Annotated in this window: 17 protein-coding genes; 13 read left to right on the top strand and 4 right to left on the bottom strand. The window is 38.3% G+C overall.

Going from position 1 to position 22,474, the window contains the following annotated elements:
- The first annotated feature begins 59 nt into the window (after positions 1-59).
- Together ASG38_RS16190 and ASG38_RS16185 are read left to right on the top strand one after the other, a co-directional pair.
- Positions 60-1,070: an META domain-containing protein gene (locus tag ASG38_RS16190; protein ID WP_162239713.1), complete on the top strand. Its 1,011-nt coding sequence runs from the start codon at positions 60-62 to the stop codon at positions 1,068-1,070.
- A gap of 48 nt (positions 1,071-1,118) precedes the next feature.
- Positions 1,119-2,135 (top strand): low specificity L-threonine aldolase, encoded by a 1,017-nt coding sequence (locus ASG38_RS16185; protein ID WP_056073495.1) that lies wholly within the window; start codon positions 1,119-1,121, stop codon positions 2,133-2,135.
- Positions 2,136-2,208: 73 nt separating this feature from the next.
- Here ASG38_RS16185 and ASG38_RS16180 read toward each other — a convergent pair whose 3' ends face one another.
- Both ASG38_RS16180 and ASG38_RS16175 read right to left on the bottom strand, forming a co-directional pair.
- The gene (locus ASG38_RS16180) at positions 2,209-3,906 is read right to left on the bottom strand and encodes a hypothetical protein (protein WP_056073493.1); all 1,698 of its coding nucleotides are present in this window, start codon (positions 3,904-3,906) and stop codon (positions 2,209-2,211) included.
- A 238-nt stretch (positions 3,907-4,144) separates the two neighbouring features.
- Entirely contained in the window at positions 4,145-6,736 is a 2,592-nt protein-coding gene (locus tag ASG38_RS16175; RefSeq protein WP_162239712.1) for a LytTR family transcriptional regulator DNA-binding domain-containing protein, read from the bottom strand.
- A gap of 291 nt (positions 6,737-7,027) precedes the next feature.
- Here ASG38_RS16175 and ASG38_RS16170 point away from each other — a divergent pair, with 291 nt between their 5' ends.
- The 10 genes from ASG38_RS16170 to ASG38_RS16125 all read left to right on the top strand — a co-directional run bounded on the left by ASG38_RS16170 (position 7,028) and on the right by ASG38_RS16125 (position 18,478).
- On the top strand, positions 7,028-7,633 hold the full coding sequence (locus ASG38_RS16170; protein ID WP_056073489.1) for a flavin reductase family protein: 606 nt from the start codon (positions 7,028-7,030) through the stop codon (positions 7,631-7,633).
- A gap of 63 nt (positions 7,634-7,696) precedes the next feature.
- The gene (locus tag ASG38_RS16165) at positions 7,697-9,994 is read left to right on the top strand and encodes an FAD-dependent monooxygenase (RefSeq protein WP_056073487.1); all 2,298 of its coding nucleotides are present in this window, start codon (positions 7,697-7,699) and stop codon (positions 9,992-9,994) included.
- 41 nt (positions 9,995-10,035) lie between these two features.
- Entirely contained in the window at positions 10,036-11,649 is a 1,614-nt protein-coding gene (locus ASG38_RS16160) for an AMP-binding protein (protein WP_056073485.1), read from the top strand.
- A gap of 54 nt (positions 11,650-11,703) precedes the next feature.
- On the top strand, positions 11,704-13,284 hold the full coding sequence (locus tag ASG38_RS16155; protein WP_056073483.1) for an FMN-binding glutamate synthase family protein: 1,581 nt from the start codon (positions 11,704-11,706) through the stop codon (positions 13,282-13,284).
- 24 nt (positions 13,285-13,308) lie between these two features.
- The gene (locus tag ASG38_RS16150) at positions 13,309-13,737 is read left to right on the top strand and encodes a thioesterase family protein (RefSeq protein ID WP_056073481.1); all 429 of its coding nucleotides are present in this window, start codon (positions 13,309-13,311) and stop codon (positions 13,735-13,737) included.
- Positions 13,738-13,834: 97 nt separating this feature from the next.
- Positions 13,835-14,815 (top strand): carbon-nitrogen hydrolase family protein, encoded by a 981-nt coding sequence (locus ASG38_RS16145; RefSeq protein WP_056073479.1) that lies wholly within the window; start codon positions 13,835-13,837, stop codon positions 14,813-14,815.
- 68 nt (positions 14,816-14,883) lie between these two features.
- Positions 14,884-15,492 carry a hypothetical protein gene (locus tag ASG38_RS16140; RefSeq protein ID WP_056073477.1) on the top strand — a complete coding sequence of 203 codons (609 nt, stop codon included), beginning with the start codon at positions 14,884-14,886 and terminating at the stop codon, positions 15,490-15,492.
- Between the two features lie 75 nt (positions 15,493-15,567).
- Positions 15,568-16,680 carry a cupin domain-containing protein gene (locus ASG38_RS16135; RefSeq protein WP_056073475.1) on the top strand — a complete coding sequence of 371 codons (1,113 nt, stop codon included), beginning with the start codon at positions 15,568-15,570 and terminating at the stop codon, positions 16,678-16,680.
- A 55-nt stretch (positions 16,681-16,735) separates the two neighbouring features.
- A complete protein-coding gene (locus tag ASG38_RS16130; protein ID WP_056073473.1) occupies positions 16,736-17,647 on the top strand; it encodes a fumarylacetoacetate hydrolase family protein in 912 nt (303 codons plus the stop codon).
- 81 nt (positions 17,648-17,728) lie between these two features.
- The gene (locus ASG38_RS16125; protein ID WP_056073471.1) at positions 17,729-18,478 is read left to right on the top strand and encodes an Asp/Glu racemase; all 750 of its coding nucleotides are present in this window, start codon (positions 17,729-17,731) and stop codon (positions 18,476-18,478) included.
- A gap of 226 nt (positions 18,479-18,704) precedes the next feature.
- Here the strand turns inward: ASG38_RS16125 and ASG38_RS16120 are convergent, their stop codons facing one another.
- Positions 18,705-19,421, bottom strand: a complete 717-nt coding sequence (locus ASG38_RS16120; RefSeq protein WP_056073469.1) for a 3-ketoacyl-ACP reductase — start codon at positions 19,419-19,421, stop codon at positions 18,705-18,707.
- A gap of 195 nt (positions 19,422-19,616) precedes the next feature.
- Here ASG38_RS16120 and ASG38_RS16115 point away from each other — a divergent pair, with 195 nt between their 5' ends.
- Entirely contained in the window at positions 19,617-20,138 is a 522-nt protein-coding gene (locus ASG38_RS16115; RefSeq protein ID WP_056073467.1) for a thioredoxin family protein, read from the top strand.
- A 53-nt stretch (positions 20,139-20,191) separates the two neighbouring features.
- On the opposite strand, the gene ASG38_RS16110 is transcribed toward ASG38_RS16115, so the two are convergent.
- Positions 20,192-22,474 carry a multicopper oxidase family protein gene (locus tag ASG38_RS16110; RefSeq protein WP_056073465.1) on the bottom strand — a complete coding sequence of 761 codons (2,283 nt, stop codon included), beginning with the start codon at positions 22,472-22,474 and terminating at the stop codon, positions 20,192-20,194.

Genomic DNA, 22,474 nt, shown 5'->3' with positions numbered 1-22,474 from the left:
TAAAGTTGGCATAATTTGTGTCATTGCGATAAAAAATAAATCCTATAAAAATGAAAAAAATGAAATTACAGTTTGCAATACTTTTCTTTAGTATCAGTGCGATATCCTTCGCTCAAAAAACCATTACAATGAAAATAAAAGAAAACACGGTTCCTTGTGAAGGTGTCGCTCCCATGAATTGTATGCAGGTAAAAGAAGGTAAGGCCAAAGAATGGAGTAATTTTTACAGTACTATAGAAGGTTTTGATTACCAGCCCGGATATGAATACAAGTTAAAGGTGATCAAAACCAAAAGACAAGGCAATATTCCTGCTGATGCTTCTGCCTATACCTATCGCTTAAAAAAACTGGTCAATAAGAAACAGGTCAAAACTGCCAACGAAACCTATCTGGACAAAAAAATGATTTTAAGCCAGATAAACGGCAAAAACATTAATAAGGACAAAGTATACCTCACTATCGATAAGGCTAAAAATGCTATTTATGGCAAAAGCGGCTGTAACCGTTTCAATGCAGGCTACCAACTAAAAGGCAATCAAATACAAATAAATCTGTTAATGGGTACCTTAATGGCTTGTGACCAGGAAAGCATGCAACTGGAACAGGAATTTAAAACTGCTATGGAAAACAAAAAATTTGAAATCCACACACAAGGTACTGCAGTACATTTTAAGGATCCGAAAACAAAAAAGGTTATCCTGGCTTTTACGATTCCTACGGAAGATGAAATTTGGGCTGCTATTGACGGTAAAAAATGGAAACTGATACAAATGGATAATGTTGGAAAGGACTATGGAAAAGCAGGGCTTCAATTTGATGCAAAAAGCAAAAAAATAACCGGAAATAGTGGTTGTAACAATTTCTTTGGTACTTTTAGTACTGTGAAAGACCAGATTACTTTTTCAGCTTTAGCCGGAACAAAAATGGCATGCATAGATAAAGATGCTGCAGCTACTGAAACAAAAATGCGACACTATCTTTCTGAAACAACATTACGATTTGATGTTGCAGAAGAAACACTCAATTTTTATAAAGATGACAAATTAGTCTTAGTATTTGTTAAACAATAAAGTTCCTTGCCAATAAAAACAATTTAAATAGTAATTAATAACAGCCTAATGAAAATCGATTTAAGAAGCGATACGCTTACACTACCTACTCCACAAATGCAAGAGGCAATGAATAAAGCCCCTTTAGGGGATGATGTCTATGGAGAAGACCCGTCAGTAAATGCCTTAGAAGAAAAAGCCGCAAAGATGTTTGGAATGGAAGCCGCTTTGTTTTGTCCAACTGGCACCATGACCAACCAACTGGCAATAAAAGTACATACACGCCCGGGCGATGAGGTAATTTGCGATAAACTTTCCCACATCTATTTGTATGAAGGTGGCGGTATAGCCATGAACGCATTCTCTTCTGTCAGACCTTTGGAAGGTGATCTGGGAAGGATAACCGCTAAAATGGTAGAAGAAAACATCAATAATGCCAATGACGTACACCAACCCATTACACGAATGGTATCTCTTGAAAATACTGTAAATAAAGGAGGTGGAAGCATTTATGATTTTAATGAAATCAAAAAAATCAAAGAAGTATGTCATGCTAATGGCATTATCTTACATTTAGACGGGGCAAGACTCTTCAATGCCCTGATAGAATCCGATCAAACTCCGTTAGACTACGGAAAAACTTTTGACAGCATTTCTATATGCCTTTCAAAAGGACTTGGTTGTCCTGTAGGTTCATTACTATTGGGTAAAAAATCTTTTATTGACCAGGCCAGACGTTATCGAAAAGCCATGGGTGGCGGCTGGAGACAAGCCGGAGCATTGGCTGCAGCAGGTATTTATGCCCTGGATAATCACATCGCCTTATTAAAAGATGACCATCGCAGAGCAAAGGAAATAGGGAAAATGTTAGCTGGAAATTCCTGGGTTGAGAAAGTCTATCCTGTAAGCACAAATATTATTCTGGCGCAATTGCCTCAAAATATTACTTCTACAGATTTTGTAGAAAAATTGAAGCAAAATGAAGTGTATTGTGTATCATTTGGCAAGCATTTAGTGCGCTTTGTAACCCATATTGATTTTACGGATGAACAATTGGAGGTGTTAAGGACAAGATTGGCATTTTAAAAAGCTATATAACATGCACAAAATAAAAACCGTCTCATTTTGAGACGGTTTTATTTTAAAGCTTTATCAAAATTTACTGGCTGCAATATAAATCGTCTGCAGTAAGCGTATGGTTAAATCCATTTGAATGCGTAAAAATTACCTTGTAAGGATTCATAGCATTGATATGATAATAACTTGAGAACCTTTCTTTCTGTTTGTTGCGTTTCTTTCCATTTGTTGTTTTTGGTCCTATCACAGAAGCTATATTGACTTCCATACAGCTGCCATTGTTCGCAGTCGGGTTATAAATAGCCCCGACGCTTTTAATTGTTTTATTACCAAGTACACTCCACTTAAATACATGTTTCAGAGCGGTTTTCCCAGAAGCATTCCTTTTCATCTTTGCAGAAAGCTTCAATTTTTTTCCGTTTACATTACTCTTATATGTAGGGAATTTATAATTTTCTCTCATACACGGATTACCATAAGGAATATTGTCTTTTGTCAGCAATTTGCCGGTTACACCACATGCCAGACCTCCTATAGTAGCAGTAACAGTTAGATGCTGCATACTACAAGGCATGGAATAAACATGCGTTTCTGTAAGACCACCCGTAACAATTGTCCCATCTCCAAAATTCCATAATATTTTACCTTCACCAATCTCACAGCCAGGTGTTGCCGGTACAGTAATGCTAAAAGTCCAGGAAGCCTCTGATGAATTAGCATAATTTTTATTGGCTTTTATAGTAAAAGGACAACTATTATCAATATTTACTGCATCAAAAGAAGGACAGGAATTCCCTTGCAAAAGCTCTATTGAAGATAAAATACTAATCGTAAAAATATTGATATCTCCTGCTGGTATACGCACATAAAAATCTTCTTGGAGTGGTACCAGATAGCCATAATTTTGGTCTTGAAAGGTTAGTGGAATATTATTATATGGTCCTGCTAAAGAACTGCTAATTTCTAGTCCGTTCAAATCTCCAAAAGCACTTGAAACATAAAAGAAATTTAGCGGATCATTTGCATCAATTGGCTTAATAAATTGGGTAGAAATTTTAAAAGTATTCCATTGTCCGTTGCAAGCAACGAAATCGCTATTTATAACTACTTCATATCCGCAACCGTTTTTACTTTTTGTTTTTACTCTATTAGGTTCTACCTTTCCCCCGTTCTCAGAAATAGTTTCAAAATCATAATTTGTATCATCGCATGTATTTATATTTTGCATGTTATAGTCCACAAAAATTGAATGCATGGCATCCGTAGAGTTTGTCCTTGCAGCGTTAAAGAAAGCTAATAAATTGTCATAATTGGCACATGAAAAAGGAATACTCTGAATAAGGCAGCCAGTATCCCATATGTAGAGTCTGTCACCAATAATAATCATTCCATCCTGATTAAGCAATGTTTCAAGAATAGGATCGAATGTAAATTTTGTCTCATCAAAATTAGGGTCATCCGGAATAATACCATCAGCCATATCCTCTGCCTTTTTTCGTAATGAATAAAAGTTAATGGTAGTTTCATAATTAGCAAGAACCTGTTCGTCCTGATTATTGCTTTCATATTGCTGGTATAGTTGCCTATGTGCCTGTTGCAAATCAGTCAGCGTGTTAAACCGTAGAATTCTTTTTCCATTGCAACTTACATTTTTAGATCCTGTATCGCGGGCAGCCAACTGTTCCTCGTCGCTGAAGACTTCGTCTTTGTGACAGGATACATAAATCAAAGAACAAATAAACACTAAAATCAGCCCAATGCTTTTTAAATTTTTTCTCATTTTTTTACAATTTAAGTTAATGAATGTTTTGGGTTTCGTTTGTGCTTATGATTCATTTAACAGGAAAAATCTTTAGGAGGAATTCGCCTGAGTCATGAATTAAAGCTGAGACAAAACTATTCTTAACAAAATCATAAAATGCTTATTTATAGTAATTTGTGACGTATTGGTATCGAAATAGTGACCGACAAAAAAAGCCCTGGGACGAATTATTATCTTCTTGTGACGAATTATTTTATCAAAAAACAAGATTATCAATCGCATCGTTATAAGATGCGCTTACGGGAAGCTTTTCTCCTCTTATAATTACTTCGGTTTTAGACTTGGTGTCTACTTTATCAATCCTTACAATATAAGAGCGATGAATTCTAAGGTATTCTAATGAATCCGGTGTCACATCAATAAAATCCCCTATTTTACAACGTACAACATAGGTTTTGTTTTCAGTTACCAGCTCTATGTAATTGCCGGATGATTTTACATATAAAATCGTATCGGTTTTTATACGGATATCTTTTCCTGCTTCTTTAAAGACAAAATAGTTTTCTTTTCTTTTTATTTTTTTGACCAAAATACGAAGCAGTTCCCTGGAAATATCTTTATTATAAGAAAGTACACGGAGTTTGAAAAAGAAATAAACAATACATACTGCAACAACAACAGAGAGTACAATAAACCAAGCTTTTTTCCAAAAAGGTGCATTTATATGTATCGGAATTTCAAGAAAACCCGCATTCTGCATGATGTTCGGGTCCTGTGCCGCAATCTTAAATACGTAATCTCCGTGTGGTAGTGAAGAAAAAGTAATCTTTCTGTTTTTGGTACTGTACCATTTTTTATCCAGGCCTTCTAATTTGTAATTATACAACAGTCTACCCTCATTTTTTAATGAAACCGCTTCAAAATTAAATTCAATCCTATTTTCATCATAAGACAAGCCATTTAAAGATTCAAGACCTCTTTCTTTTTCATTTACAAGTACTTGTTTTACCCTTAAAAGATAATTTGTATTGTTCTCCCTTGCATCAAACAATTCTTTTGGCGCATAGGCCAATCCTTTTTTTGAAGCAATCCAAACCCTGCCGTTTATGATTTCCACATCACTGATACCATCATTAAGCAGTCCGTTGGAGCTTTTTAAACCAGTAAGCTCAAATTTTCCATTGGCACCAAAAGTAATTTTATTTAATCCGGAGTTGGTACACACCCAGATTTCATTCTCATTTTCTATATGGACCTCATTGACAATATCGCTGAATAAGCCATCCTTTCTGGTAATGGCTTTTACTTTTTCGGTTGTTTTGTCGTAAATAATAAGTCCTTGCCCTAAAGAGGCAAAATAGAGTTCGTTCCGCTTTTCATTATAATCAATATCGTCTATTCTATAGCCAAAAAGCTTGTTCTGGTTTTTGAGTGCTTTTAATTTTCCTTCAGGCGTATAAACATACACGCCTTGTGGAGAGCCTATATAAATATCGTCTTTCCAATAACAAGCATCTTGCGCCCTGAAAGGAAGTGAGATCAATCGTTCCGGCTGGTTCTCATTCAGATCAACCTGATAAATTCCTCCAAGTTGGGAAACAAGTACTCCTTTTTCTGCAGGTTCCGAAAATTTAAGAACATAAGCCTGATGAGGTTCAACCTTGACTTGTTTTTTGTTTTTGACAAATTGATCCTGATAAAACAATAAAGAATAGCCTGTATGAGAATCATGCTCCATGAAGGATCGTCTCATATTATTTGAATTGGTATAGACAATTGAATTATTATCCCGGTCAATTTTTAAAATCCTGCCATTGTCATAACCTACAAAAAGTTCATTATTGCTATTTTTAGTAAGAGAATAAATAGGCATATCGATACTGTTCTGTCGAAAAATTCGAATCTTAGGCTCTTTGATATAAAATATACCCGAATATAAAGTCGTAAACCAATATCCGCCTTCTCTGTCAATCAAAAAATTAGTAACAGACTGGTCTTTTAAAAATGAAGCCGTTACATTGCCTTTTACATCGACAATAGTACCGCCTCCAAATAGATAACCGATAAAAAAATGAGAACTGTCAATCGCTTTTATTACCAATGGGCGAAAACTATTCTCAATTTTTGTTATCAGCTTTCCGCTTTTATCCCGTACTGATATATCATTTTCATTTCTATAAACCAAGTACTCTGAATCCGGCAATTCAATAATTTCAACCTTTCCATCCCTGCTCAACATACTTACCGACTTCGGACTTAGTTTGGATATATCGTCTGTGACATAGTAAAACAACGTTTTATCGTGTTTTTCGTAAACCACATAGGTAACCTCTCCCTTTATGAAAGAAGGTAAAGCTTTCCTTTTTATGTTTTCAACAATAGCACCTTTGTTATTGATAACCAGCCTTCCCAATTTAAAAATGGAGCTTACATGCAGGTTTTCTTCTTTATCAAAATAAACACTTTGTATCGTCTGGTTATGCCGTAATGTGTTAGTAAGGATAGAATTGTATTTATAGGGTTTGAAACCTTTAAAATCAGCATCAAAATAAAATAAGGTATTGTCAAAAGTAGAACAATATACCCTGCCATTTGTTTGCGGATAAAAACTCAGGACAACATTAGACAACAGTCCGTCCTTAACACCAAACGATCTGATTTCATATCCGTTGTAATTGGCAACTCCTCTATCAGTAGCAAACCAGACAATGCCATTTTTGTCCTGATATATATTGTAAACCTGCAGACTGGGCAAACCTTCATTGAGTCCGAATTCTTTGTAGATGTATTCCTGGGAAAAGAGATAATAGGGAATAAAAAATAATAATAAGAGTACTTTTTGCTTCATTTTTTTGTGGTAGTTGGTTAAAAATAGAGCTGAGAAAAACAATATTTTGTCCGTTTTTTCTTCTACCAATACTACCATTGAATTAACATACTTCCTTACGGATTTCCACATTTATGTTAAAAAAAACCAAATAAAATACAAAACAACATAAAAGCCTATATTTATCTAAATTCATAATTTCAAATTTGAAATTCTCTATTTTTACACTATTCCTAATTTTACCCTCTTAAAAATACACACCCTCAAAAATAATTCTAAAAATTTCCTTTAATTTGTACAAACACAAATAAAATGGAATTCAATCCTGACGAACTCGATCAAAAAGCCATCTACAAACTAATCAGCGGAGCTGTTATTCCGAGGCCTATCGGATGGATTTCAACCATAAGCGAAGATGGTATTAATAATCTGGCTCCCTTTTCATTTTTTAATGTTGTTGGAGACGACCCACCACATGTCATGTTTGCAACGGCCCACTCCAACCAGCAGAAAAAAGATACCCTTGCCAATACGTTAGCTACCGGAGAATTTGTTGTAAATCTGGTTACAGAAGATATTGTTGAGGCCATGAATACTACCGCGCAGACTGTACACGCAGATATTGATGAATTTGAACTGGCCGGCCTTACTCCGGTTCCTTCTGTTAAAGTAAGTCCACCAAGAGTCAAGGAAAGTCCCATTTCTTTTGAATGCAGGCTTGTTCACCATTATTCTCTTGAAGGACACAAATATGGCGGCGCTACAGTTGTTATAGGTAGGGTCGTGATGTTTCATTTTGACGAAAAGGTATTGCTTGACGACCATAAGATTAATATGGAAAACTACAAGCCTGTAGCAAGGCTCGCCGGATCGAACTACTCAAAACTGGGAGAAATATTCGCAATTAAAAGACAATAACAAAACGAAACCCACCCTGCCAGGGTTTATAACCCTGGCAGGGTAGGTTAAAAAAATATAAAAATGAAAATATCCGTAATAGGTGGCGGTCCCGGAGGACTCTACTTTTCTATACTAGCCAAAAAGGCCAATCCGGAATTTCAAATAGACGTCTATGAACGTAACAAGGCAGATGATGCTTTTGGTTTTGGTGTAGTGTTTTCAGACGAAACTCTAAGTGAATTTCTGTCGCGAGACCCTAAATCCTATGAATTGATTCGAAGCCGGTTTGCCTATTGGGACGATTTGGATATTGCACGCGACGGCCAAAAAATACGTATTACAGGAAATGGATTCTGTGGCTGTTCCAGAAAAACATTATTACAGCTATTGCAGCAAAGATGCCGGGAAGAAGGTGTTGTTTTACATTTTGAACATGTAGTAGAAGATTTGTCCGCATTTAAAGACTCTGATGTAATTGTAGCCAGCGATGGCATTAACAGCCTATTTCGCGACAAGCAGGCTACAGATTTCGGAACCACTTCCTCACTCCAAAAAAATAAATTTGTATGGATGGGCTCTACCCGTCCGTTAGATGCTTTTACTTATTTTTTCCGAAATACACCCTATGGTCCTATCGTAGCCCACACCTATCAGTATGAGGAAGGAAAAAGCACCTGGATATTTGAAACTTCGCCTGAAACATGGCAAAAAGCAGGTTTCGTGACAGAAGATGAAGAAGGCACCATACAAAAGCTTTCTGAACATTTCAAAGAAGAATTGGACGGACATGGGCTGATTTCCAATCGTTCGCATTGGAGAAATTTTCCGATTATTACCAATACAGTCTGGCATAAAGATAATATCGTGCTCCTTGGCGATGCCAAAGCTACAGCCCACTATTCCATTGGTTCAGGAACCAAATTGGCAATGGAATGTGCTATTGCCCTGGCCGATGCCATTACCGCTCATCCAAAAGATATTCCGCAAGCTTTCCAAATGTACGAACAAAGTCGCCGCAAACGCGTGGAAATGATACAGCATGCAGCCAAGGTATCGTTAGAATGGTTTGAAGATATGGACAGACATATCCAACAGGATTTTCTTCCTTTTGCCTTTGGAGTTATGACTCGTTCTAAGAAAGTTACTCTGGAAAATCTTGCTATAAGAGATGCTTCTTTTACAGATGCCGTTCTAAAAGATTTTAATAAATCTATTGGTAATACTGAAACTAAAACACCACCGGCATTTACTCCGTATCAACTTCGCCAAATGCAACTGCAAAACAGAATAGTTATGGCTCCTATGGAGCAATATGCTGCCCAGGACGGATTGGTTTCTGACTGGCATCTGGTGCATTATGGTAGCCGTGCGACAGGTGGCGTAGGACTTATTTTAACAGAATCCGTTGCTGTAAGTGAAGAAGGAAAAATTACTTTAGGTTGTCCGCTTATAAGTTCTCAACAACAAATAGATAGCTGGAAAAAAATAACTGATTTTATTCATCAGAACAGTAAAAGCAAAATAGGAATACAACTCGGTCACTCTGGTCGAAGAGGTGCTGTAAAACGCCCGTGGGAAGGTCATGATGAACCAATTGAAACTCCATGGAAACTCCTCGCTCCTTCTGCTATACCTTACAACAGTAAGATGCCGGTGCCAAAAGAAATGGACAGGCAGGATATGGAGAATGTCATTATGCAGTTCCGCAATGCAGCAAAAAATGCAGAACTGGCCGGATTTGACATGATAGAATTACAGGCCAACCATGGCTACCTGTTAGCCTCATTTCTCTCACCGCTAACCAATAACCGCAAGGATGAATATGGCGGAACCGTAACCAATAGGTTAAAATTTCCATTAGAAGTATTCAAAGCTGTAAGAGAAAACTTTGATAAAAACCGTCCTATTTCTGTAAGGATTTCAGCTAATGACTGGGCTAATGGCGGTATTACACCGGAAGACGTGTTGGAAATAGCAAAAGCATTTCAACAAGCCGGAGCCGATTGTATTGACGTGTCCTCGGGATATACCGTGAGTCATCAAAAACCCGCCTATGGAAGAATGTACCAGACCCCATTTTCTGACGCTGTAAGAAACTCTACAGGAATTCCGGTAATTACTGCCGGAACCATACAGGATATCGACCAAATTAATACCATCATACTCAACAGAAGGGCTGATTTGGTTGCTTTGGGAAGACCACTCCTACTCGACCCAGGTTTTGTAAGGAACGCCCAGGCCTATGAACAATATCCTGCCGGAGATATTCCCAAAGCCTATGAAGCGGGAATCTCACATCTTTATCCTTATAAATTAAGTGAAAGAAAAGCTGTGGAAGGAATGAAGAAAGCGTTAAAACCGGAAAGCCATAAAAAATAGTTGATAATTGATAGTTTATAATTTGAAAATTGTAATTAAAAATGTTTCAAGATAATTTCGCACAAAAGCACCTGCCATCACAAAAACTGCAACCGGATTATATTTACAATCATCCGGATTTTCAGCTTCCGGAAGCACTTAACTGCGTAGATAGATTATTGGATTCGCATGTCAGAGAAGGTCGTGGCCATCATATTGCCATGCGCACTTTTGAAAAAAACTGGACATATCAGGATTTATATGAAAAAGCGAACCAGATTGCACATGTGCTGGTTGACGATTTGGGTTTGGTTTCAGGCAATCGTGTACTGATACGTTCTGCCAACAATCCAATGTTTGTGGCTTGCTGGTTTGCCGTGCTCAAGGCTGGCGGTATCGTGGTCGCAACAATGCCTTTGCTGCGTGAAAAAGAACTTGAAGTCATGATTGACAGTGCCGAAATATCACATGCTTTTTGCGATTATCGTTTGGAAGAAGCATTAGCTTCAGTGAAATCTACTTTTCTCAAACAGGTCATCACGTTTGACGGTACAGAACAAAGCCTGTCAAAGCTGGAAACACTAATGCATAACAAACCTAAGGAATTTGAGAATTTCCCAACAAAAGCAGATTCGGTTGCCCTAATTGGTTTTACGTCCGGCACTACCGGAAACCCGAAAATGACCTCGCATTATCACAAAGACATACTCCTTATCTGTGAAGCTTTCCCAAAATATTCCTTACAACCCGTTCCGGAAGATATTTTTACCGGTAGTCCGCCTTTGGGTTTTACTTTTGGTTTGGGAGGACTTGTTCTTTTCCCTTTTTATTTCGGAGCATCCACATTCCTGATTGAAAAACCGAGTCCGGAACTATTACTGGAAGCCATACAAAACCATAAGGTTTCTATTGTATTCACGGCCCCAACAGCCTGGAGAGTATTGGCCACTAAAGTCAAAGACTACGATATTTCATCACTACGCAAATGTGTATCAGCAGGCGAAACTTTGCCTGAAAAAGTCTGGGAAGATTGGTATGAAGCCACCGGCCTGAAAATTATTGACGGTATTGGGGCAACAGAAATGCTGCACATTTTCATTTCTTCTAACGAAGAGAATATGAAAAAAGGTGCTACAGGATTGCCAATACGGGGTTATGAAGCCCGTATCGTAGACCGTAAGGGCAATGAATTGGGTGTCAATGAACCGGGAAGATTAGCCGTAAGAGGAATTACCGGATGCAAATACCTGAACCGTACCGACAAGCAAAAAGAATACGTACAGGATGGCTGGAATCTTACCGGTGACATTTTCCGTAAAGACGAAGATGGTTACTATTGGTTTGTAGCCCGCGGCGATGACATGATTATTTCTTCCGGTTACAACATTGCGGCTATAGAAGTTGAAAGTGTATTGCTGAAACATGAGGATATATCAGAATGTGCAGTAGTAGGACTACCTGATGAAAACCGCGGTATGCTGGTATGTGCCTATGTTGTTTTAGCCGATAAATCAAAGGCTTGCGATGAGTATGTCAGGAGCTTACAGGACTGGTTTAAAGAAAATGCCGCACCTTATAAATACCCAAGAGAAATCCGTTTTCTGGAACAGCTCCCAAAGACAGAAACAGGAAAAATCCAACGATACAAATTAAAGGCTTTTGGCAAGGGAAATTGAGGAAAATTCACTAATATTATCCTTGATAATTTCTTTTAAAAACAAACAAAACTAATGAGAAAAGCATTTGTAGTATTAAGCATCACGATATTGGCCATTATCGGTATAATGACCTATATCAACTGGAAAGCCAGCTTCCTATTACTAATATTCATCCCTTTGATTATCATGGGATTGTATGACATGTTCCAGTCTAAAAAAACAATCCGCAGAAACTTTCCACTTGTTGGAAGAATGCGCTATCTTTTGGAATCTCTGGGTCCGGGTGTTCGCCAATACTTTATTGAAAAGGACCTGGACGGAAAGCCATTCAACCGTTTGGAAAGAAGCCTTGTTTACCAGCGAAGCAAAAAAGAGACAGACTCCAACCCTTTTGGTACCCAGTTAGATATCTACGAAGTAGGTTACCAATGGATTAACCATAGCATCAAGGCTATTCCTTTCTCAAAGGTCGATAGTAATCCAAGAATCAGAATCGGGTCTTCACAATGTGAAAAGCCTTACGATGCCAGTTTATACAATATCAGCGCCATGAGTTTTGGCTCCCTAAGCCGTAACGCGATACAGGCACTTAATGCCGGTGCCAAACAAGGCGGATTTTATCATAACACTGGTGAAGGTGGCCTTTCTCCATATCATTTGGAAGGCGGCGATGTAGTTTGGAATATCGGGACAGGCTATTTCAGTTGCCGTGACGATGATGGTAATTTCTCTTACGAACAATATGCCAAAAGAGCCGTTCTTGATAATGTAAAAATGATTGAAATTAAATTCTCTCAAGGTGCCAAACCAGGACATGGAGGGATATTACCAAAAGAAAAAGTAACCGATGAAATTGCGGCCATACGTTTGGTAAGCAAAGGAAAAGACATTATTTCGCCTCCTACGCACTCTGCTTTTTCAACACCTTTGGAATTGATGGATTTCATCAAACTACTGCGAAAAGGTTCTGGCGGAAAGCCAATTGGCATGAAAATCTGTATTGGAAACAAATCAGAATTTATCGCTATCTGTAAAGCCATGGTAGAAACGGAAACTTATTTTGATTTTATTACAGTTGATGGCGGCGAAGGTGGTACCGGTGCAGCTCCGCAGGAATACTCTGATCACGTAGGTATGCCTTTAAGAGACGCATTGGCCTTTGTATATGATTGTCTCGTTGGATTCGGTATTAAAAATCAAATTAAAATCATATGCAGCGGTAAGATTATTACAGGTTTTGACATCATCAAGACATTAGCAACAGGTGCAGACCTTTGCAACTCTGCCAGAGGAATGATGTTCGCCTTAGGCTGTATTCAGGCTTTGGAATGCCACGCTAATACATGTCCTACTGGGGTCGCTACTCAAGACCCGAGACTCGTTAAAGGATTGGTACCCGAAGAAAAGAGTATTCGAGTAGCTCGTTTTCAGCATGAAACGGTTAAAAGCGCTATGGAACTCATGGCTTCTGCAGGAATCTGCCATCCGGATGAAGTTGACCGACATGTAGTCAGCATGAGAGTTGACAGAACCAAAATTCAGACATTTGCAGAAACCTATCCGGAACTGGAAAATGGCTGTTTGTTAAATGAAAATACGGTACCGGAAAATTTCCGTTCTTTCTGGAAAAAAGCGGCTGCCGCAAGCTTTTAAAAATACCTTAAAGCCATTTTAATTATGAGCAATTATTTTATTAAAGAGGAAAAAATACGTTTTCAGCATGTTGATTATGCAGGAATAGTCTTTTATCCTCGTTTTCTCGAAATGCTGAACGCCTTAGTCGAAGATTGGTTTGAAGAAGCTTTGGAACGTCCGTTTGCTACCATACACGAAACCAATGGTATTCCAACAGTCGATTTAAAAGTACAATTCAGGAAAGCGGCCCGATTGGGAGAAATTTTGACCAAATATCTATGGGTAAAAAATCTGGGCAGTGCTTCAATGGTTTGCGGATTCCGTTTTGAAGACCAACAGGGAAAAACCTGTCTTGAAGGCGAAGTTACACTCGTGAATGTAGCTATTAGTAACAATAGGGAAAACATCAAATCTGAACCTTTTACTGAAGACATGAAACAAAAAATAACTCCTTTTTTGTCTGAACGCTAAGATTCAAAATCAGAAATCAGAAATCAGAAATCAGAAAATAGATAATAGACTATTTAAGCCAAAATCGTAAATCATAAATCATAAATTCATCAATAAAATGGAATTTCCAAAATTTAAAGCCGCTGCAGTACAAACCGCCCCGGTATTCCTAAATGCACAGGCCACGACAGATAAAGCCATAGCATTCATTAAGGAAGCTGCAGGAAAGGGAGCCTCTCTTGTTGCTTTTCCTGAAGTTTTTATTGCCGGCTATCCGTATTGGAATTGGATTATGACTCCTGTACAAGGCAGTAAGTGGTATGAAGTTTTATACAAATGCTCCATAACAACAGATGGCCCCGAAGTACAACAGCTATGTCAGGCTGCCAAAGAACACAACGTGCATGTTGTAATTGGAATCAACGAAAGAGGAAACAGCTACGGAGAAATTTATAACACCAACCTGATTATAGACAATAATGGAATACTTATTGGGAGACACCGTAAACTCGTACCTACCTGGGCTGAAAAACTTACATGGACAAGCGGTGATGGTTCTTCTTTAAAAGTATATCCTACTGAAATAGGTCCAATCGGGACATTGGCCTGTGGAGAAAATACAAATACTTTGGCTCGATTTACTTTACTTTCGCAAGGCGAATTGATTCACATAGCCAATTACATTTCACTTCCTGTTGCTCCACCCGATTATAATATGGCCGAAGCAATAAAGATACGTGCTGCCGCCCACTCTTTTGAAGGAAAATTATTTACGATTGTTTCCTGTTCTACAATTTCTCAGGAAATAATGGATGCCTTGAAAGAAGATGTACCCAATGTTCAGGAATTACTTACCAGAAAAAACTCCGCTTTCTCTGGCATAATAGGCCCTAATGGGGCAGTTGTTGGTGAGCCGCTAATTGACGAAGAAGGAATTGTCTATGCTGATATTGACCTGTCTAAATGCATCCAGCCAAAACAAATGCACGACATATTGGGACATTACAACCGTTTCGATATTTTCGACCTTAGAGTAAATGTTGCTCCAACAAGAAAGATTACCTTTATAGATAACCATGAAGAGTTTTCTAAAAAATAAACTTTAACCCTGCCAGGGTTTTGAACCCTGACAGGGTTAAACGAAATAAAAAATAAACGCCATACAACATGAAAATACAGCCATTAGAACATGAAAAGTTCTATCACATTTTTAATCGTGGAAATAATGGTATCAATCTGTTTTATGATGCTGATTGTTATTATCATTTCCTAAGACTATATGAAAAATATATAGAGCCTGTAGCTGAAACCTATGCCTGGTGCCTGCTAAAAAATCATTTCCATCTTTTGGTTTATATAAAACCACAAAATGAGATTGATAATCGCAAGCTAAAATATTCAACCGTTGAAAAACCAAGAATAATAAGCGCATCTAAACAGTTCTCGCATCTGTTTAATGCATATACACAGGCAATAAACAAACGTTTTAAAAGAACGGGAAGCTTATTTGAAAAACCGTTTCACAGGAAATTGACAACATCAGACGATTATTTTCAGAAACTGATCTATTACATTCACAACAACCCTGTACATCATGGTTTTTGCAAAAATATAAACGATTATCCATGGTCCTCATACGGAAGTATTATTTCTGAGAAACCAACCAAAATAAAAAGAAAAGAAGTTATTGATGCCTTTTATAATTTAGATAATTTTATAGCGTATCATAATCAAAATCAAGATTTGTTTGATATTGATGGTTTGATAATAGAATAAAAATTTCTTCTATAACCCTGCCAGAGTTCAAAACCCTGGCAGGGTTGGATAAAAGAAGACGAAAAACAAACAAATATGGAATCAAAATTCAACGACGACGTAATTGGAAGAGCCCGGGTTAAGGATACTCCCGAACTTGAGGCCTATTATAAAGAATTAGAAACTTTGGGAGCCGGCGCCTTATGGACTGTAGCTAATGATATTGAACCTTGGGAGCCGCGTACTTCCTCTGTTCCTATGCTCTGGAAATATGAAAACCTGAGAGAACTGGTACTTAAATCATCAGAATTGGTGACTCCGGAACAAGCCGGGCGCCGTGTGGTTTATCTTGTAAATGACAAGCGAAAGGATGTAAGCGCTGCCGTTGGCTGGTTGTATACCGGAATACAGGTTACCCGTCCGGGAGAAAGCACATCGGCACATCGTCATAAAGCTTCTGCCCTACGTTTTATTATGGAAGGTGAAGGTGGCTATACGGTGGTTGATGGCAATAAGATTACATTTGAAGTCAATGATTTTGTAATTACACCCAACAGCACATGGCATGAACATGGTGTTGCAGAAGGCGGAAAAACCTGTATCTGGCAGGACGGTCTGGATATTCCTTTGGTAAATGCGCTGGAAGCTAATGACTATGCTGTTTATGATGGAAAACAGAAATTAAAGTATCCGGTTAATTTTTCACCTCTAACTTATGGAGGTTCAGGATTATTACCCGCTGACAAGGTATGGGATAAACCCTATTCTCCTTTATTCAAATATTCCTGGAAGAATGTTTATCCTTCCTTATTAGAAGCTGCGCAGGTAAACGATGGCTCACCTTATGATGGCATATTGATGCATTATTCCAATCCTGTTACCGGAGGCCATGTCATGCAGACCATGGGAGCATCCATGCAATTACTAAGAGCTGGTGAACATACAAAAGCACACCAACACACCGGTTCATTTGTCTATCAATGTGCCAAGGGCAAAGGCTATTCTGTCATTAACGGAAAACGTTATGACTGGAAAGAAAGAGATATTTTTTGTGTTCCTTCGTGGGCCGTACATGAACACGTAAATCTTTCAGAAACAGAAGACGCCTGCCTGTTCTCTTTTAACGACCTTCCGGTTATTGAATCTTTAGGGCTATATCAGGAAAGAGCCTATGAAGAAAACGGAGGATTCCAGATAGTTAATAGCTAAAAGTCAAAAAAAAGAAAAGTAAATACAACCATAAAACCATACTTATAACGAAAAAATGAAATTAGTTACTTTCACGCATAAAAATTCAGAACCAAAGCTTGGAATTTTCAACAATGACACAGTTCTTGACCTGGAAGCGTTTGCACACAAACACAATGAAGAATTTCCAAAAACCATGTTGGAACTCATTGACCTTGGATTGGAAGAAGTTAACAGAATTGCTGAAATTCTGAAAACCTCTTCAGAAAGTGCCATCGCTGCAGCTTCACTTCCTTTAAACGAAATAAAGCTTTTGGCTCCAATTACCAAGCCAAGAAAAAATATTATTGGTATTGGACTGAATTATACGGAACATGTAGCAGAATCAGCCAGAACACTAGATACGTCAAAAGATTTACCACAACAGCCGGTTATCTTCTCAAAACCACCAACTGCAGTGATTGGTACCGATGAAGCTATCCTTCACAACACAAAACTGACGCAACAACTGGATTGGGAAGTTGAATTGGCAGTAATAATCAGCAAAAAAGGAAAATACATTGCTAAAGAAAATGCTATGGATTATGTTTTTGGCTACACCGTTATCAATGATATCAGCGCCAGGGATTGTCGTCGTGCAGGACAATGGATTGTTTCAAAAGGACAGGATACTTTCGCACCAATGGGACCTGTTCTGGTTACCAAAGATGAAATCGAAGACCCACACAACCTTAATTTATCGCTGACAGTTAACGGTGTTGAAAAGCAAAATTCAAACACAAAATACATGCTTTTCAGAATTCCTGACCTTATTGAAGACCTAAGTACTGTTTTCACACTCGAAGCAGGCGATGTCATTGCGACGGGGACACCTGCAGGTGTAGGCGCCGGAAGAGATCCGCAAGAATGGATGTGGGATGGAGATGTCGTTGAAGCTACTGTAGAAGGAATTGGAACGTTAGTGAATACGATTAAGAAAATTCAATAATTTTTGATTTAAGATTTAAGACTTTTGACCTTCAACGTTTGACTTTCGACTTTACAATTTTAGACTTTATAACTTAATAAAATGAAAAAATATAAAATAGGCCAGATAGTTCCTTCATCCAATACAACGATGGAAACCGAGATACCGGCCCTCTTCCGTTCCAGAGAAACTATTGCACCGGAAAGATTCACTTTCCATTCCAGCAGGATGCGGATGAAAAAAGTAACCAAAGAAGAATTGGAAGCTATGGACGCAATGAGTTTGAAATGTGCTCAGGAACTTTCTGATGCTCAAGTAGACGTGATGGGTTATGCTTGCCTTGTTGCCATTATGAGTATGGGACGTGGCTATCACTGCGTTTCCGAGACAAATCTACATGAAGAAACCGTAAAGAACGGCTTCCCTACTCCAATCGTGACCAGTGCCGGTGCATTAATCAACGGATTGAAAGTTTTGGGAGCGAAAAAAGTAGCCGTCATTACACCTTATATGAAACCGCTAACGCAGTTGGTTGTAGATTATATAGAACATCAGGGATTTGAAGTTGTTGATTCTATAGCTTTGGAAATACCTGACAATTTAGAAGTAGCGGCACAAAACCCTATGAATCTTTTAGATATCTACAAACGACTCAATCTAAAAGATGTTGATGTACTTGTCGCTTCTGCCTGCGTACAAATGCCATCTTTGGAAGCTGTAGACCTGATTGAAAAAGAAATAGGAATTCCAGTTACAACAGCCGCCATCTGTACAACTTATGAAATGATGAAAAAGCTGGGATTGGACACAAAAGTGCCAATTGGTGGTGAATTACTTAGCGGAAAATATTAATAATTCTGTCTTAAAATTGAACCGAACCCGAAAAGAAATAGCTAACTTTAAGTAAACCATAAAAATCAAAAGCTATGAACGGATTCTTCAAAACACTACTCGCAGGATGGGGAGCGAAGAAACTTGGAGGCGGATGCCTTGGAACCATCATTTTATTTTTTATACTCTATTGGCTGTTAGGCTATTTATAGAAATAACAAATCCCCTCAATTGAGGGGATTTTATTTTAAGGATTTGTAGACCAAAGCGAAGCAGACTTGAGTAGTGCTCTCCTATTCAGTTTTAATTGGGCAACAACCAATTCAGCAAAATCTTCCGGTTGCAGCACCCTTTCAGGATTACCATCTGTAAGATTCAATGAAAGTGACATTTCAGAAGCAATCGTACTCGGCATTAAGGCTGAAACCCTGATATTGTGCTTTCTTACTTCCATCATCAATGCTTCCGAAAATCCGGCAACAGCAAATTTTGATGCCGTATAGGCGGTTGTATTAGCATTACCTCGAAGCCCGGCCGTAGAAGAAACATTAATAATATCACCCGTATTTCTGGCAATCATTCCCGGAAGTACCTGGTGCGTCACATTATAGATGCCCATAACATTGACGTTTAGGATTTCCTGCCATCTTTCCGGTTCCATTTCTAAAAAACTTCCAAAAGAAGCTGTTCCTGCATTATTGATAAGTATATCAATAGCACCAAATGCTTCATGGATATAGGCGATTCCTTTTTTGGCAGCTTCAAAATCGGCTACATCAAAAACAGAATAGATTGCCTTTACACCATACGCCTGCAATTCTGCTATAGTTTCCAGCAAAGCTTCTTCATTTCTACCTGTAATAGCAATGTCAACACCTTCGGCTGCAAGAGCTAAAGCCGTAGCTTTTCCTAATCCGCGGCTTCCTCCGGTTATTAATGCTTTTCTTCCTTGTAATTGTTCCATTTTCGGTATCTTTTTATTTCAGATTTGTATAAACACAAAGTTAGACATCCTTAACATCTCCCGAAGGTTTTTAACTTTTTGTTCAGCTAATTTATTTAGAAATTATTTACTATTATCACACATTGAAATATGCAAGCGAATCGTTAAGTTTGTTATGTATAAACTTTCGCTAACTCTTAAAAACAATTCAACCCAATGAAACTAAAATCACTGTTACTCTGTTTGCTTTTTATTGGTGCAATAACTCAAGCGTCCGCACAGGAAAGCGCCGATAAAATCCTTGAAAAAGCATTTACCCAGGCAAAAAAAGAAAAGAAAAATGTTTTCGTCATGTATCATGCTTCCTGGTGCAAATGGTGCAAGAAGATGGAAAACAATATGGAAGCTGAAACCGTCAAGCCATTTTTTGACAAAAACTATGTAACTACGTTTTTGGTAGTGCAGGAATCCAAAGACAAAAAACATCTTGAAAATCCGGGGGCCGATGATATCCTGAAAAAATCCAAAGCAGACAATAGCGGTATTCCTTTCTGGCAGATTTATGATGCTAATGGCAAACTGTTAGCCGATTCTTTTAATGCCAAAGGCGAAAACTTAGGCTGTCCGGCCACTGTTGAAGAGGTAGCAGAATTCACTGATAAGCTTAAAAAAACAGCAAAACTTAGTGAAAAAGACCGCAAAAAGATTGAAGAAGTATTCGTGCTTAAGAAAAAATAAGCAATAAAGAAAAAAGGCCTCCAAAATCTTGGAGGCCTTTTATTTTGGATTTATTAATAATTAAGCACTAAGCCTACGCCAAAGCCCATATCACTGTCATAATGTGTACGGATACCCATATTTTTATTGAGTACATATCGCAGGTCGACCATATATTCCAAATCAGTATTGGCCATAAAACCGGCACGCAATCTTTTGGAAATAGGAATATCTTCCCGCATTAACTGCAATCGTGCAATCCCATCATGATAAACTTCTGCCTGAAAGTTCACGAGCATTGGCAGTGTGTATACAAACCCTAAACTCACCGCACTTCGGCTATCTTTCTTGTTTTTTTGCCCGAATATGTTCTTTTCGTGTTCATCCTCACCCATTCTTCTGTAACGCCAGTCAAAACCGATAAAAGGCATAAACCATTGCATTTTTCCGATAAAGCGGCCCAAATGGGTTTCTACTTCATACCCATGCATATCGTTGTAACCCAATCGCCACTCCGTTCCTAATGACCATCTCGCGTTCTGAAGCATAGCTTCCCCATCATTACCATTTGTTGCAAAATCATTCTGGGCCATAAAATGCGGCATATTACTTTCTCTTTGCAGCATCTTATAGGCTTTTGCCTTATCTGGGAGATACGGATTTTCATAATCGCCAACAGCAAAAACACGATTCATCCCAGCCATCATATGGTACAAAATATGGCAGTGAAAAAACCAATCACCTTCTTCATTGGCTAAAAATTCAATAGTATTGGTTTCCATCGGCATAATATCCATTACATTCTTAAGCGGTGCGTTTTCTCCTTTTCCATTAATTATTCTGAAATCAAAGCCATGCAGGTGCATTGGGTGGCGCATCATGGAATTATTGTAGATAGTGATGCGCAATACTTCTCCCTTTTTAACTGGAATCTTGTCGGTTTCCGAAAGAATTTTATTGTCCATGCTCCACACATAACGGTTCATATTTCCGGTAAGGGTAAATTTTAATTCCTTTACCGGGGCTTCTTTTGGCAGAACCGTATTGTAAGGCGATTTCAGCATAGCATAATTCAGAGTCACGATATCCGCTAAAGCATTCGCATTATAACGATTCGGGTCATTATCCATGTTCATTCCATGCTGACTGTGGTCGGTTTTTTGTTTGGTATCCTTTTGTTTGGCATCTCCTGTAATTTCCGGATACATCACTACATTCATATCCATCTGATTCAGGCTCATGTTCATTCCCATATCATCCAAATCGCCGTTCATTTTCATCATATCGTTCATCATCTTCATTCCATCAAAATATTTTAACCGGGGAAGCGGAGAAATAAGCTGTTTGACGCCATTCCCAATAAAATAGCTTGCCGACTGCGTCCTGTCTTCTGTAGTGGCTAAAAACTCATAAGAAAGTCCTTCCTCCGGTATGGTAACCACCACATCATACGTTTCTGATACTGCAATTATCAATCTATCCACTTCTATTGGTTCAACATCATTACCGTCACTGGCCACTACAGTCATCTTACCTCCCGCATAGCGAAGCCAGAAATAGGATGAGGCGCCGCCGTTTGAAATGCGAAGTCTTACCTTATCGCCTGCTTTAAGTTTTTTGCCATCAAAACTTTTTAAATCGGTAGAATTGGCTCCATTGATTAATATTTTATCATAATAAACGTCGCTTACATCCATGGCAAGCATGCGTTTCCATTCGTTTTTAAGCTTGGTTTTGAAATGGCCTTCTCTTATGGCTTCAACATACGATTGTGTTGCTCCTTTTTTTATCGCAGCCCAATCATTGGCATTATGAAGCATCCTGTCAATATTATCCGGATTGAGATTGGTCCATTCACTTAAAATTATAGGAACCGTTGGCAGGTCGTCTATTCCTTTCCGAAACGTTTTATCGTCTTCCCGTTTTTTCATCACAAAATTACCATACATTCCAATCTGTTCCTGCAAACCGGAATGCGAATGATACCAGTGCGTACCATTCTGAATGATTGGAAAACGATAAGTATATACAGCACCGGGAGCTATAGGCTCCTGCGTAAGATAAGGAACTCCATCTTCCTTGTTTGGCAAAAACACGCCATGCCAATGCAGTGATGTACTTTCTTTTAATTGATTATGTACTACAATTTCAGCTATATCGCCTTCAGTAAACGTAAGTGTTGGCATCGGAATCTGTCCGTTGACAGCAATTGCTCTTTTTTCTTTACCTGCGTAATTTACCAGAGTATCTTTTACATAAAGGTCATAACGGACTACTTTTTGTGCATGCAAACTGCCTGCTGTCAGCATAACTAACAGCAGTAGCAATTTGGCTGGATTATAGTTCTTTATATCCAT

Origin of the sequence: Flavobacterium sp. Leaf359, from assembly GCF_001423985.1 — a bacterium.
Taxonomy (GTDB): Bacteria; Bacteroidota; Bacteroidia; order Flavobacteriales; family Flavobacteriaceae; genus Flavobacterium; species Flavobacterium lindanitolerans.
Note: the sequence above shows the minus strand (reverse complement) of the source record. Positions and strands in the feature narration are given on the sequence as shown.